Origin of the sequence: Bradyrhizobium sp. BLXBL-01, from assembly GCF_051853025.1 — a bacterium.
Classification (GTDB): domain Bacteria; phylum Pseudomonadota; class Alphaproteobacteria; order Rhizobiales; family Xanthobacteraceae; genus Bradyrhizobium.
Genome location: NZ_CP182471.1, coordinates 2,645,062 through 2,658,770, shown reverse-complemented (window position 1 = coordinate 2,658,770; position 13,709 = coordinate 2,645,062). Strand labels below are relative to the sequence as shown.

Annotated in this window: 10 protein-coding genes and 1 pseudogene; 9 read left to right on the top strand and 2 right to left on the bottom strand. The window is 65.6% G+C overall.

Annotated elements, in window-relative coordinates:
• Positions 1-239 precede the first annotated feature (239 nt).
• The 7 genes and pseudogenes from ACNJYA_RS11970 (at position 240) to ACNJYA_RS11940 (ending at position 7,867) form a co-directional block, all read left to right on the top strand.
• On the top strand, positions 240-1,199 hold the full coding sequence (locus ACNJYA_RS11970) for a helix-turn-helix domain-containing protein (RefSeq protein WP_439402962.1): 960 nt from the start codon (positions 240-242) through the stop codon (positions 1,197-1,199).
• A gap of 97 nt (positions 1,200-1,296) precedes the next feature.
• On the top strand, positions 1,297-1,569 hold the full coding sequence (locus tag ACNJYA_RS11965) for a hypothetical protein (protein ID WP_172785549.1): 273 nt from the start codon (positions 1,297-1,299) through the stop codon (positions 1,567-1,569).
• Between the two features lie 123 nt (positions 1,570-1,692).
• A pseudogene (locus ACNJYA_RS11960) lies at positions 1,693-2,897 on the top strand (NAD(P)/FAD-dependent oxidoreductase).
• A gap of 83 nt (positions 2,898-2,980) precedes the next feature.
• Positions 2,981-3,892: an MBL fold metallo-hydrolase gene (locus tag ACNJYA_RS11955; protein ID WP_439402961.1), complete on the top strand. Its 912-nt coding sequence runs from the start codon at positions 2,981-2,983 to the stop codon at positions 3,890-3,892.
• 448 nt (positions 3,893-4,340) lie between these two features.
• Positions 4,341-5,294 carry a sugar-binding protein gene (locus ACNJYA_RS11950; RefSeq protein ID WP_172785552.1) on the top strand — a complete coding sequence of 318 codons (954 nt, stop codon included), beginning with the start codon at positions 4,341-4,343 and terminating at the stop codon, positions 5,292-5,294.
• Positions 5,295-5,327: 33 nt separating this feature from the next.
• Positions 5,328-6,845, top strand: a complete 1,518-nt coding sequence (locus tag ACNJYA_RS11945; protein ID WP_439402960.1) for a sugar ABC transporter ATP-binding protein — start codon at positions 5,328-5,330, stop codon at positions 6,843-6,845.
• Complete coding sequence (locus tag ACNJYA_RS11940) at positions 6,842-7,867, top strand: ABC transporter permease (RefSeq protein WP_439402959.1); 1,026 nt, start codon at positions 6,842-6,844, stop codon at positions 7,865-7,867. Before ACNJYA_RS11945 ends, ACNJYA_RS11940 begins: the two co-directional genes overlap by 4 nt.
• Positions 7,868-7,933: 66 nt before the next feature.
• On the opposite strand, the gene ACNJYA_RS11935 is transcribed toward ACNJYA_RS11940, so the two are convergent.
• Together ACNJYA_RS11935 and ACNJYA_RS11930 are read right to left on the bottom strand one after the other, a co-directional pair.
• On the bottom strand, positions 7,934-10,405 hold the full coding sequence (locus tag ACNJYA_RS11935) for a TonB-dependent receptor (RefSeq protein ID WP_439402958.1): 2,472 nt from the start codon (positions 10,403-10,405) through the stop codon (positions 7,934-7,936).
• A 163-nt stretch (positions 10,406-10,568) separates the two neighbouring features.
• A complete protein-coding gene (locus ACNJYA_RS11930) occupies positions 10,569-11,921 on the bottom strand; it encodes a histidine kinase (RefSeq protein WP_172785556.1) in 1,353 nt (450 codons plus the stop codon).
• Between the two features lie 204 nt (positions 11,922-12,125).
• On the opposite strand from ACNJYA_RS11930, the gene ACNJYA_RS11925 reads away from it, so the two are divergent.
• Both ACNJYA_RS11925 and fghA read left to right on the top strand, forming a co-directional pair.
• On the top strand, positions 12,126-12,746 hold the full coding sequence (locus ACNJYA_RS11925) for a response regulator (protein ID WP_439402957.1): 621 nt from the start codon (positions 12,126-12,128) through the stop codon (positions 12,744-12,746).
• 69 nt (positions 12,747-12,815) lie between these two features.
• Complete coding sequence (gene fghA, locus ACNJYA_RS11920; RefSeq protein WP_172785557.1) at positions 12,816-13,661, top strand: S-formylglutathione hydrolase; 846 nt, start codon at positions 12,816-12,818, stop codon at positions 13,659-13,661.
• The last annotated feature ends 48 nt before the right edge of the window (positions 13,662-13,709 follow it).

Genomic DNA, 13,709 nt, shown 5'->3' with positions numbered 1-13,709 from the left:
GCTATGGTTTCTGACCGGTTAAGAGGCCCGCGCCGCCGACCTTCGCCCGCGGGCCTGCAACGATCGCCCGCCGTCATCCAGCGTGCCTTTGAAACCGCGCGCTCGGCTGGAGCAGGATCAGGCAAAGCACAACCGTTTCGGGCAAGACCCGGTGCCTCGGCCCCGCATAGAACCCGCGCCAACCCGTACAAGTACGGACCCCTGATCTCAGGCAGCAGGCGATCGGAAGGAGCCACGCAATGACCGGGAGCACCGCATCCAGGCACAATCCCTCGCCCAATGGCCGGCCACCCGTCCCTGGCGCACACCCCGCCGATGTCGCGATTTCCGAGCGGCGCGCCGCCGGATCGGAGATGGCGCGGGTGCTCAGGACCGAACCGACCCGCATGGCCTTGGACGCCTCCGGCGCCGGCATCGCGCACTGGAATCACGACCCATTGCACGACGTCGTCGAGCCCATGAGCCACCACGTGATCATGGCGTATAACGGCGTGATACAGCGCATGGAGCGCCGGACGGGAAAATCGGTTTCGATCGGGACGTTTCGCCCCGGAGTCGTGATCATCATTCCGGAAGGATCGAGCTCCCGATGGGACATTCCGAAGCCGGTCGATGTCGTTCAACTCTACCTTCCGAATGCGACACTGAAGCGCGTTGCCGGCGAAGCCGGAATCGCAGGGCCGACCGACCTGCTGGAGCGGACGGCGCACCCTGACCCCATCACATCGAGACTGCTGTTGAGCGCAGCGGATGCACTCGAAGGCAACGGGGTCCTGGATTCGCTGTTCCGGCATCAGGTGACGGATCTTCTCGCCACCCGCGTCCTGGCTGCGCACACGGGCACGCGGGCCACGTTCCAACCGGCCATGGGCGGGCTGGCGCCGAAGGTCCTGTTCCGCGCGGTCGAACGGTTGCGCTCGGACGGCGATGCGGACGTCTCGCTCGATGCGCTGGCATCCGATGCCGGCCTCTCGCGCTTCCACTTCTGCCGCGCCTTCAAGGAGAGCACCGGGCTCTCGCCCCACGCCTGGCTGCGCCAACACCGGCTCGAGCAGGCCATGCACAAGCTGCGGGAGAGCGACGAGCCGATCGTCTCGATCGCTGCCGCGCTCGGCTATTCCTCGCAGACGGCGTTCGCGGCGGCGTTCAGGAAGCTGACCGGCGAGACGCCGAGCGATTGGCGCAGGCGCATGCGCTAGCAGCAATCGCTCGATAGCGACAGCAATCGCGCTGGGGCAGCGGCACACCCGATCGGTTAGACCATCATCATGTCCAATCCCACGACGGAGACAGATGATGATCTGGAAAGATGTCGTCCAGCGGCTGGCAACCACTTCATCACGCAAGGGTCTGGCGACCGCAATCGTGTACGGCCTTTCGCTGACTGTCCGCTTCACGTCAGCCGCCGGTGACGAGGCCGACATACAACGCGCTCATCCGGCGCTGTCTGTCGTGACCGGGGACGGGCCCCGCCTTCTCCATCAGGACTGGGGCCGCAAGCCGCCCTCCATCGTCTTTCGTCAGGGCTGGCCGCAGAGCTCGCAGTCGTCCGGCTGCCCCCTCCATTAAGCGCGCGCAAGTCCGCTTCAACCCTTGGCGCCGTTGCTGACCGCAACAGAGCCTGCCGCGAACCCGTAGCCGCGGCGGCAACGCGCCGTAGTGTCCAGGAAGATCAACCAGAGGAGACCACCAATGCGACTAGTCATCATCGGCGCCGGCTTCGCCGGCATGTATGCCGCTCTATCCGCTGCCCGCCTGCGTGACATCCAGGGAGTCTCGCCCGACGAACTCGAAATCGCGCTGGTCGCGCCCGAGCCGACGCTGGTCGTCCGCCCGCGGCTATACGAACAACATCCCGAAACCTTGACGGCACCGCTGCTCGATGTGCTCAAGGCGATCGACGTCACCTATGTTCAGGGCAGCGTCGACACGGTGGAAATCCAATCCCGCGTGGTGAGGATCGCCACGGCGAAGGGCACCAAGAAGATGCTCTCTTACGATCGCCTCGTGGTCGCCACCGGCAGCCGGCTGTTCCGCCCGAACATTCCGGGCCTCGCCGAGCACGGCTTCAGCGTCGATTCGCTCGACGATGCGATTGCGCTCGACAGGCACCTGCATGGCCTCGCCAAGCGGCCGGCCGTGAACGGACGCGACACGGTCGTCGTCGCCGGCGGCGGCTTCACCGGCATCGAGGCGGCCACCGAAATGCCGGCGCGGCTTCGTGCCGTCCTCGGACCGGATGCAAAGACCCGCGTCATCATCGTCGAGCGCAACAGCGCGATTGCACCCGACATGGGCGAAGGTCCGCGGCCGGTCATCGAGAGCGCACTCCAGAAGCTCGGCGTGGAAACCCGCCTCGGCGCCGGGGTGGCCTCGCTCGATGCGTCCGGCGTGACCTTGTCCAACGGTGAACACATCGAAACCGAGACCGTGATCTGGGCGACGGGGATTCGTGCGGCCCCTTTGACGACGCAGATTCCCGCCGAGCGCGACAATTTCGGCCGGTTGCTGGTCGACCCCTGTTTGCGGGTGCCAGGCGTCGAGGGCGTCTTCGCAACCGCGATGCGGCCCGTGCCGCCTGCGACGACGAGGGCAATTACGCGCTGATGTCGTGCCAGCACGCCACGCGGATGGGCGCCTTTGCGGGCAACAATGCCGCCGCCGAACTGCTCGGCGTTCCGACCAGGCCGTACCACCAGAGGGCCTACGTCACCTGTCTCGATCTCGGCGAAGCCGGCGCACTGTTCACGCGCGGCTGGGAGCGCAAGGTCGAGATGGTCGGCGACGTCGCCAAGAAGACCAAGCAAGAGATCAACACCGTCTGGATCTATCCGCCGAAGGCCGAACGCGCCGCCGCGCTCGCCTCCGCTGATCCGGAACGCGTGACCAGCCTCTAACGCACGACACCATGACGGCCGCGCTCCCTGGCTGCGCGGCCTGATCAACAAGATCAGCCAGCAGCATGAAACAGGAGAACAACATGAACCTCCACAACACCTCATACGCCGCGAAACCCGAAGAGCTCGTGCCGTCGCGCTACGCGCTCAAGATCGGTGAGATCGACGTGCTCGTGGTCAGCGACGGCGTTCTGCCGCTGCCGACCACCATGTTGGCGCACAATGCCGCCCCGGCCGAGCGTGCGGCCTGGCTGCGTGACATGTTCCTGCCGCCTGATGCTTTCGACTGGGCACTGAATGCGGTCATGGTGCGAAGCGGCGGCAAGACAATTCTCATTGACGCCGGCCTCGGCTCCGACCCGAACTTGCACTTGCCGCGGGCCGGGCAGTTGATCAAGCGACTGGAGGCCGCCGGCATCGATCTTTCCTCCGTGACCGATCTGGTGCTCACCCACATGCACATGGACCACATCGGCGGGTTGCTCGTCGACGGTGTGAAGCAGCGGCTGCGCCCCGACCTGCGGATCCACGTCGCGGCGGCGGAGGTCAAGTTCTGGGAAGCACCTGATTTCTCTCACACCAACATGCCTCAGGGCTTCCCCGATGCGCTGCGGGCGACCGCCAAGCAGTTCGTGAAGGCCTATGGCAGTCAGCTCAGGCCGTTCGATGAGGAGCACGAGGTTGCGCCGGGCGTCGTCGCACGGCGCACCGGCGGTCACACTCCCGGGCACAGCGTGGTTCGCATCGCGTCCGGCGGCGAGGCGCTGACGTTTGCCGGCGACGCCGTGTTCGCCGTCGGGTTCGACCAGCCCGACTGGCACAACGGTTTCGAACACGATCCCGAGGAGGCTGCGCGCGTGCGTACCCGTCTTCTGCGGGAGCTTGCCAAGACTGGCGAGATGCTGGTGGCCACGCACCTGCCGTTCCCGTCGGTCGGACGGGTCGCGGCGGATGGCGACGCCTTCCGCTGGGTACCGGTGTTCTGGGACTACTGAGCCGAGTGGACGCTGCGCTTCCTTCTCCTCCTTTGGGAGGAGGAGGCGTCAGCGCCTGCTGCAACTCAGAACGTCACCCGCGTCCCAGCGTCGAATGCCCTTGGCCGTGCCGGGCCGACCGAGCGCGGACCTACTTGATAACGCAGTCTGATTTTGCATGTGGTGAGCCATTGGCGAGCGCATTCCGCCTCATCTCGTGAGGCACGACATCACCTCAGCGCCGAGGTTGGCGTCCGGACCGTCGCTTCCAATTGCGCGCCCCGCGGGCTTCTGCTAGCTTGAGGTACGTGCCTCATTTCACCTCGCCGGCCGGGTCGGTGACCCGCCTCTGCCGCAACGATGCGGGTGGCGGCCGATTGCCGCGCCGCCGGGGGTGAGGCATGCGCCCAATCTGGGCTCAAGCAGAGTTGGCCATCAAAAAGGGCCGACCGCCTTAGGGGAGGATGATATGCAGCGTCTCTTGGTTGCAGGTGCGTCTATTGCCTTCGCGATTGCAGCGGGGTTCGGCTCGGCCGATGCGGCGGACAAGAAGGTTCTGGCCTTCGTCGTCAATGGCGCATCCGACTTCTGGAAGATCGCCGAGGCCGGGATGAAGAAGGCGCAGGGCGAGTTGCCCAACTACGAGCTCCAGTTCAAATATCCGGAACAGGCTGCGGCCGCCGTGCAGCAGCGCGTGATGGACGACCTCGTCGCCGCCGGTGCCGCCGGCATCATGGTCAGCGCGGTCGATCCGAAGAACCAGACCGAGCACCTCAACAAGGTTGCGTCCCAGACGGTGCTGTTCACCACCGACAGCGACGCGCCGCAATCCAAGCGCGTGGCCTATATCGGCTCTTCCAACACCGACCTCGGCAAGGAGGCAGGAAAGCTGATGGTCAAGGCGCTGCCGAACGGCGGCAAATGCGTCGGCTTCGTCGGCCTGCCCGGCGCCGACAATGCGCGCGAGCGCATCGAGGGCGTGAAGGAGACGATCAAGGGCTCGAAGGTCGAGCTCGTCGACGTTCGCGGCGACGAGATCGACCAGACCCGCGCCAAGCGCAACGTCGAGGACATCCTCGCGGCCATGCCCGATGTGAGCTGCCTCGTCGGCTTCTACTCCTACAATACGCCGCGGATCTACGAGGTGCTCAAGGAGGCCGGCAAGCTCGACAAGATCAAGATCATCGGCTTTGACGAGGATCCGATCACGCTCGGCGGCGTCAAGGAAGGCAGCATCGTCGGCACGGTGGTGCAGCAGCCGTTCGAGTGGGGCTATCAGGGCATGAAGCTGATGGCGAACTACATCGGCGGCAACAAGTCCGGCATTCCGGCCAACGGCATCATCATCGTGCCCGGCAAGGTCATCGAAAAGGCGAATGTCGACGAGTTCATGGCCTCGATGAAGCAGATGCTGAAGAAGTAGGAGATATCCGCGCTGCCCGCCGCGCAGCCTACCATGCCAGAACCGTTCCTCGAGCTGGTCGACATCAGCAAGAGCTATCCAGGCGTGGTCGCCCTCGACCACGTCGGTCTCCAGGTGTCGCCCGGCGAAGTCGTTGCGCTGATCGGCGAGAACGGCGCCGGCAAGTCGACGCTGATGCGCGTGCTCGGCGGGGTCGTGGAGCCGAGCGGCGGCGTCATCCTTGTCGACGGCGTCGCGCGAGGCTCGCTCACCGTGGCGGACGCGATCAAGGCGGGCATCGCCTTCGTCCATCAGGAACTGAACCTCTTCGACAATCTCGATGTCGCCGGCAACGTCTTCATCGGCCGCGAGCCTGTGCACGGCGGGCCCTTGCGGCTGATCGACCGCAAACGGATGTATGCCGATGTCGCGCCGCTGCTGGAGCGGCTCGGCTGCGATTTCGCGGCCGATGCGCCGCTCGCCGAACTGTCGCTGGCGCAGCGCCAACTCGTCGAGATCATGAAGGCGCTTTCGCTCGATGCTCGTCTCGTCATCATGGACGAGCCGACCTCGAGCCTGACACTCGCCGAGACGGACCGCCTGATGCGGACCGTGGCCAGCCTGAAAGCCCACGGAGTCAGCGTCATCTTCATCACGCATCGGCTCAACGAAGTGATGCAGTGCGCCGACCGCGCGGTCGTGCTGCGCGACGGGCGCGTGGTCGGCGCACTGACACGTGCGGAACTCTCTCCGGCGGCGATGATCCGCCTGATGATCGGCCGCGACCTGAAATCGCTCTACGTTCCGCCGGCCGCGCCGCCCGGCGACAGCGTGCTCGATATCGTCGATGCGGTCACCGACACCTATCCCGGCCGCGCCGTGAGCCTGTCGGTCCGCCGCGGCGAGATCCTCGGACTTGCCGGTCTCGTCGGGTCCGGCCGCACGGAGCTCGCGCGCGCCCTCTTCGGCATCGACCGATTGCGCGGCGGCGCGATACGACTCGATGGCGAGCCGATCCGGATCGCAAGCCCGCGGGCCGCCATCGAGCAAGGCATCTATCTTGTTCCGGAGGACCGCAAGGGCGCGGGCCTGCTGCTCGACGTCTCGATCACCGAAAACATCTCGCTGCCAGATCTGGCGTCCTATATGCGCTTCTGGCTGGTGGATAGCGCGCGCGAGAACGAGAATGCGGTGCGTCAGCGCGAGCGCCTCAAGATCCGCGCGCCCGACGTCAAGACCGCCGTCGGCTCTTTGTCGGGCGGCAACCAGCAGAAGGTCGTGCTCGCCAAATGGCTATCGATGCAGCCGAAGGTGCTGATTGTCGACGAGCCGACGCGCGGGGTCGATGTCGGAGCCAAGCAGGAGATCTACGGCATGCTGCGCCGCCTGACGGATGCCGGCGTGGCGATCCTGATGATCTCCAGCGACATGGAGGAGGTGATCGGGGTCAGCGACCGGCTCGCGGTCATGCATGAGGGAGCGATCTCGGGTTTCCTTGATCGCAGCCAATTCAGTGAGCACAATGTGCTGCAGCTTGCCGTTGGCCACACAATCGCGGCGGAGGGACCTTGAGCAAGAAAGACCTGAGCCTTCTCGTTCTGATTCTGGTGGTCGGGACCGTCGTCGCCCTGATCAATCCGAGATTCCTGTTCGTGGGCAATCTCTCCAACACCGCCAACCAGATCGGGCTGTTCGGCATCTTCTCCATCGCGGAAGCCTTCATCATCATCATCGGCGGGATCGAGCTGTCGGTCGGTTCGGTGATCGCACTGCTGGGCGTCCTGTTCATCGACCTCATCGTCAATCACGACGTCAACTGGGTGGTAGCCCTCGCGATGATCGTCGCGGCCGGGCTCGTGATCGGCCTCGTCCATGGCACGCTGGCGACCCGGATGCGGATCCAGCCTTTCGTTGTCACGCTGTGCGGCCTCCTGATCTATCGCGGCGCAGCGCGTTATTACACCGAGGACGCGACGGCTGGCTTCGGCTTCGGCGCGAGCTTTCCGACGCTGGAATGGCTGGCCGCCGGCCGCACCAACGTGCTCGGCTTTCCGCTGCCGCACAGCGTGGTGGCGCTCGCCGTGGTGGCCGTGATCGCCTGGGTGGTGCTTCACCGCTCGGTGTTCGGCCGCTATCTCTTTGCCGTCGGCAAGAACGAGGAAGCGGCACGCTATTCCGGCATTCGCACCAACCGCGTGATCGTCTCGGCCTATGTCATCTGTGGCGGGCTGACAGCGTTTTCGGCAATCCTGATCGCGATGTATACCCGTTCGATTTCCCCCGCCGTGCACGGCTCGTTCTACGAGCTCTACGCCATCGCCGCCGCCGTGCTCGGCGGCTGCTCCTTGCGCGGCGGCGAAGGCTCGATCATCGGTGTCGTGCTCGGCACCGTGCTGCTCCAGGTGCTGCAGAATCTGGTCAACCTGCTGGGCATTCCGAGCTCGCTCAATTTCGCGGTGATGGGAACGGTGATCCTGATCGGCGTGCTCGGAGATCAGTATCTCGTGCAACGACGCCAACGCGTGGGAGTGGCCAAAGGCCGGGAGCAGGCGAGCGTCGCTGCGGCGCCGCTCGAGCGAGTGAAGGTGGAGTGAAGGCGAGGGTTTCGCGGGCCTGTCGTCGACATAGACGGCCATCCAAGAGAGGACGCTCCAAAATATCTAGAACGTCACCCGCATCCCCGCGTAGAACGCGCGCGGCCGTGCCGGGCTGAGCGAGCGCGGGTCGGTGAAGGCATTGCCGCCGTTGGTGAAGTTGGGCAAGGCCCCGGTATCGAAGAATTGTCCGTAGGTCGCGTAGCGCTTGTCGAAGATGTTGTCGACACGGCCATAGAGCTGGATGTTCTTCGTCACCTGGTAGGAGGTGTTGAGATTGAACACCGTGTAGGACGGCAGCTTCGCGAACTGGTTCGACTCGTCGCCGACGAGATATTGGCTGGAGACGAACAGCGCGTTGCCGCCGACCTTCCAGACGTCGGTCACGGCGTAGTCGACACCAACCTTGACGCGGTGGCGCGGGATCGCGGGGATCTGGTTGCCGGGCCTGACCTGGATGGTGTCGGTGGCAGGGTCTCTGAACGGGCTCTCCGAGCCGAGCTCGAGCGGATCAAGGAAGCGCGCATCGACGAACGCATAGCTCGCCTGGACCTGCAGCGTGGGCGACTTGATGCTGACTTCGGCTTCGAGCCCCTGCCGCCGGGTGCGGCCGACATTGGAGAAATAGCCGAAGCCGGTCCGCCCGACGACAGGCACCGCTACGATGTCGTCATAATTGGTGGCGCGGAAGCCGCCGACCTTCCATCCGAGCGTGCCGATGTTCAGCTCCTTGGTGCCGCGAAAACCGGCTTCCACGGTCTTGGAGACGACCTGCTTCAACGGCGGATCCGCGACCAGAAACGCCGCGAGCAGGCAGGGCCTGGCGGGATCGGCGCAGCCGAGCTCGAGCGGTGTCGGCACGCGGTTGGCCTCGGAATAGCCGGCATAGGCAGTCAGCTCGGGCGTGATCTTGTAGGTGCCGCCGATGATCGGGTTGAAGCGGGTGTAGGTGTGATCGCCGTTGAGCGCGGTGCCGAGCTGGTCCTCCAGCGAGATCCGCGCCACGTTGAAGCGACCGCCGCCCGTGATGGCGAAAGCATCCGTGACGTTGAACGTGTCCATCGCATAGAGGCCGTTGTACTGGTTGACGGTCCGCAGCGAGACGGGGCCGGCGACCGGGTTTGCCGTGGGAGTGGGGCCCAGGAAAACGCCGCTGCCGCTGACGACGTAGTTCTCTCCGATCGAGCCGATCTCGGCGGTGGCGTTGTAGCGCGTGACACTGGCGTCGTAAGTGGCGCCGATCACGAAGCGGTTGTCGTGGCCGAACAGCTGATCGGTGTTGGTCGCCTGCCCCGACACGCCGAGGGTAGTCGAACGGATCGAGCCCCGGTCGATCTCGCCGAGGATGGTTCCCGGCGCGAAGGGATTGGCGAGTTGCGTGCCACCCGCGCCGTTCGCCGCGGTGGTGTCATCGCCGAAGCACAGCAGCGCCGGATCCGCACCGCACTCCTGCACGTCGGTCGGGTTTCCGTCGACCACCTTCTGCTCGTACCTGCGCACGTGAGCGGTGCCTTCGAACGTCCAGGTCGGCGTCGCCTCGACCTTGCCGGTCAGGTTGAGATAGCCGACGCGATTGGAGGTGGTCTGCGGGGTGGTGTAGGTCGCACCCCAATATTTGTCGAGCAGCTCGGCCGGGACGGTGGCGCTGGCACCGAAATCGTTCTTGGCGACGCCCATGTTGGCGTGGAATTCGCTGTCGCCGGCCTTGTAACCGACATCGCCGTAGAAGCGCCGCACCGTCGATTGGGAAAAATTGCGGAAGCCGTTGTCGCGCAGTCCTTCGAGCGCGGCATAGACGGCGTAGTTCTGATCGACCTGCTTGCCCCATTGCGCCGAGCCCTGGATGCGGCCGAACGAGCCGCCCATGAGATCGAGCTCGGCGCCCTGATAAGTGAAGCCGTCCTTCATTTGCAGGTTGATCGCGCCACCGAGCGCATTGAGGCCGAAGGCCGGGTTGTTGGTCACCAGCGTCACCGACCTGATCGCGGCGGTGGGGATCAGGTCCCAGTTGACGGCATCCGAGAATGCCTCGTTGATACGGACGCCGTTCTGATACACCGCAAGGCCCTGCGGCGTGCCGGTCACGGGCGATGCGACAAAGCCGCGGAATTCGACATCCGGCTGGAACGGATTGCCGGTGACTTCGCTGATGTTGACGCCGGCGATGTTGTCGCGCAGCGCGTCCGTGACGTTCAGCGAGCCCGTGCGCCTGATCTGGTTGGCATCGACGGCATTGATCGCCGACGGGACCTTGTCGACGTCGAGACCCCGGCCGATGCCCGGCGAGGTCGGATAGACGTAGATCCGTGTCCTCGGCGCGGCGGATGCCGGCGCCCCCACGCGCGCAACCGGTCGCGACGGCGCCGCGCGCCGCGTTGCAGGAGATGGTGCGGAGATCTCGACCGGCGGCAGGTTCTGGACGTTGGTCTCCTCGTCCGGCGCGGCCCCGGCAGGGCTCGCAAACACCAAGCCCGATGCCAGCCCGGTCGACACCGAGGCCATCAACAAACCACGCTTGAACGAATCAACCTTGCCCATCCCCGCCTTCCCATCCGCGACCACCGGCTGTTTTGATTTCCGCCGATTGGTCGAGGCGAGTTTATTCGGCCGCATTGGGGACGCCAGCCACAAAAGGTCGGGTCCAATCCGCACCCGTTTTCCCGACCAAATCGGGAATTTTTCCCGATCGTTTCGGGTGCGATCAGGTTGCCGCCGTCGGCACCAGCGCTTCCACGGTCACACCGCCGTCACCGGAGACCACATTGAGCGTGCCCCCCAGCGCCAGGATCCGCTCGCGCATGCCGACGAGGCCGAAGCCGAGCTTCTGGCCCGGCTCCATGCCGCGACCGTTGTCGCTGACCCGCACCCGGGCACAGCCGCGGCCGCCGGCCTGCTCCACCGGCTCGATGACGACGCTGACCGAGGTCGCGCCGGCGTGGCGGAACACATTGGTGAGCGCCTCCTGCACGATGCGGTAGATGGTGAGATCGGCGGTCTCGCCGGTTGCGCCCAGCGCCGGCGAGATCGAGGTCTCGATCGCGACGTCGGGCCGCGACTCCCGCCAGAGCCGCGACAGGGATTCGAGCGCCTGACGCAGGCCGAGCTCGGCAAGACCCACGGGCCGAAGCCGCTCCAGCACGCGACGATTGAACTGCTGAAGTGCATTGATCTGCTCCAGCATGGCGCTGCCATGTTTTCGCACCGCATCCGCACTCGGCTCGCGCCCGTCCGCCTGCTTCGCCAGCGCGCTCGCATGTGCGCGCAGCGAGAACAGATAGGGCCCGAACTCGTCGTGCAGCTCGCGCGCGATCTCCTTGCGCTCGATGTCCTGCAGCGACACGGCACGCTCGGCAAGGCGCCGCTTCTCCTCGACCGCTTCACCGAGTGTCGCGGCAAGATGGTTGAGCCTGGTGCAGATCGCGGCGAGCTCCGGCGCGCCGCCCGGTGCGACACGGGCCTCGTAATGTCCGCTTTCGAGCTTGCCCATGGCCTCCGCCAGCGACTGCAGCGGTGCCAGGGCACGGCCGACCACCTTCATCATCAGGAAAAACAGCGCGAGCGCGACCACCGATCCGACCTCGAGCTGGGTCACGATGCCGTCCCAGATCTCGGCGATCTCGTCGTCGGGGTGCGAGGTGATCACGAGCGAGCCGGGCTTGCCGCGGATCGCGACCGGCACGCTGACCGCGGTCTGCTCGGGATGAACCAGGCTGACGAACCAGGCCGGCGGGCCGCGCGCGTCGCCATCGGCGCCAAGCCGGGGCGCCGTCAGGGGGTTCCCGCCGGAATCGTGCAGCGCGATGCTGACATGGCGCAGGCGGCTGAGATCGCGGGCGATCTGGTTCAGCCTGGCATCCGGATCGGGCGCCTCGTTGAGATCGGCAACGATCATCTCGATGAATTCGCGCGCGAGGCGGATTACGCTCTGGTCCTCGGCCTGCACGCGCGGGCCGGCCTCGGCGACCTGGCGGCCGATATTGACCGCGAGCCCCAGTGCCAGCAGCAACGCCAGCAAGAGATTGATGCGCCCGCGCAAGGAAAGATTTTGCCACATTGGTCTCGCTCGTGCCTCGCGAAGGGTTGGCCACGCCTGTCCGATGACGTTGACAGAGCCGAACCGCCCGATATCTAATCGGAAGCGTACAGCAATCCCGGCCGGGTTGCATGAGGCGACACGAGACGCGCGTCTTGTCCGGTCAGCCTCGTGCGGCGCAGAACAGGCAAGCTCCAGGGGACGTGGCTGTCGCGAGGAACGCCCATGCGCATTCTGATCGTCGACGATCATCCCATCGTCGCCTCCGGCTGCAGTGCCGTGCTGGCCGACGAAGGCGAGATCGAGATTCTGGAGGCCGCCGACGCCGAGGACGGCGAGTGCGTCTTCATCGTCGAACGTCCAGACCTCTGCATCATCGACATCAATCTGCCGACCGTCTCCGGATTCGAGCTCGCGCGCCGCATCCTCGAGCGTGCGCCCGAGGCTCGCATCATCATGTTCAGCATGAATGACGACCCCGCCTTCGCCGCGCGCGCGATCGAGTGCGGCGCCAAGGGCTACGTCTCCAAGACCGGCGACCCCGACGACCTCGTCGAGGCGATCCGCGCCGTCGGAAGCGGCGGCACCTACCTTCCGACCGCGATCGCGCGCAGCATCGCCTTTGCGGGGCCGACGCTGGCGCAAAACCCGCTGTCGAAGCTGAACGCGCGCGAGATGGAGATCCTGCGGCTGCTCAGCGCCGGCAAGAGCCTGTCCGAGATCGCCTGGCTGGTGCAATCGTCCTACAAGACGGTCGCCAATACCTCGTCCATCATGCGCCAGAAGCTCGGGGTGAAGACCTCGGTCGAACTTGTGCGGCTGGCGATCGACAGCGGCGTCGCCTGACGACGCCACAAATTCGGTCACACAAGCGTTGCAATCTTGATGTGGTGAGATGCCACGGAGTCTTTCGGCATGACGATTCAGACTGTCTCGACCAACAAATCCCATGGCGGCGTGCAGGGCGTCTATCGCCACGCCAGCCAGGCGACCGGAACCGACATGGTGTTCTCGGTCTATATCCCGCCACATGCGGACGGCGCCAAGCTGCCCGTGGTCTGGTACCTGTCCGGGCTCACCTGCACGCATGCCAACGTCACCGAGAAGGGCGAATTCCGCAAGGCTTGCGCCGAGCTCGGCCTGATCTTCGTCGCGCCCGACACCTCACCCCGCGGGCCCGACGTGCCAGGCGATGCCAACAACGCCTATGATTTCGGCCTCGGGGCCGGCTTCTATGTGGACGCCACGCAAGAGCCGTTCGCGCGCAACTATCGCATGTGGAGCTACGTCACGGACGAGCTGCCGAAGCTCGTGGCGGAGAACTTCCCGGTCGATGCCAGGCGGCAATCGGTGATGGGGCACTCGATGGGCGGCCACGGCGCGTTGACGGTGGCGCTACGCAACCCGCACCGCTTTCGCGCAGCCAGCGCGTTTGCCCCGATCGTGGCGCCCTCGCTCGTGCCTTGGGGCATCAAGGCGCTGTCCGGCTATCTCGGGCCGAACAAGGATTCCTGGCGCAACCACGACACGGTGGCGCTGATCGAGGACGGCGCCAAGTTCTCCGGCTTCCTGGTCGACGTCGGCGAGGCCGACAATTTCCTGAAGGAGCAGCTCAAGCCAGAGCTGCTCGAGGCCGCCTGCGCCAAGGCCGGCATCCCGCTGACGCTGCGGCGCCAGGCGGGCTACGACCACAGCTATTATTTCATCTCGACCTTCATGAGCGATCACCTGCACTGGCATGCGGCAAGATTGACGGCGTGATCTTGCTCTCTCCTCCCCCTCTCCCCGTTCTTACGGGGAGAGGCGAAG

Coding starts and splice junctions, on each gene's coding strand:
- ACNJYA_RS11970 (WP_439402962.1), top strand. CDS start 240: ATGACCGGGAGCACCGCATCCAGGCACAATCCCTCGCCCAATGGCCGG.
- ACNJYA_RS11965 (WP_172785549.1), top strand. CDS start 1,297: ATGATCTGGAAAGATGTCGTCCAGCGGCTGGCAACCACTTCATCACGC.
- ACNJYA_RS11955 (WP_439402961.1), top strand. CDS start 2,981: ATGAACCTCCACAACACCTCATACGCCGCGAAACCCGAAGAGCTCGTG.
- ACNJYA_RS11950 (WP_172785552.1), top strand. CDS start 4,341: ATGCAGCGTCTCTTGGTTGCAGGTGCGTCTATTGCCTTCGCGATTGCA.
- ACNJYA_RS11945 (WP_439402960.1), top strand. CDS start 5,328: ATGCCAGAACCGTTCCTCGAGCTGGTCGACATCAGCAAGAGCTATCCA.
- ACNJYA_RS11935 (WP_439402958.1), bottom strand. CDS start 10,405: ATGGGCAAGGTTGATTCGTTCAAGCGTGGTTTGTTGATGGCCTCGGTG.
- ACNJYA_RS11930 (WP_172785556.1), bottom strand. CDS start 11,921: ATGTGGCAAAATCTTTCCTTGCGCGGGCGCATCAATCTCTTGCTGGCG.
- ACNJYA_RS11925 (WP_439402957.1), top strand. CDS start 12,126: ATGCGCATTCTGATCGTCGACGATCATCCCATCGTCGCCTCCGGCTGC.
- fghA (WP_172785557.1), top strand. CDS start 12,816: ATGACGATTCAGACTGTCTCGACCAACAAATCCCATGGCGGCGTGCAG.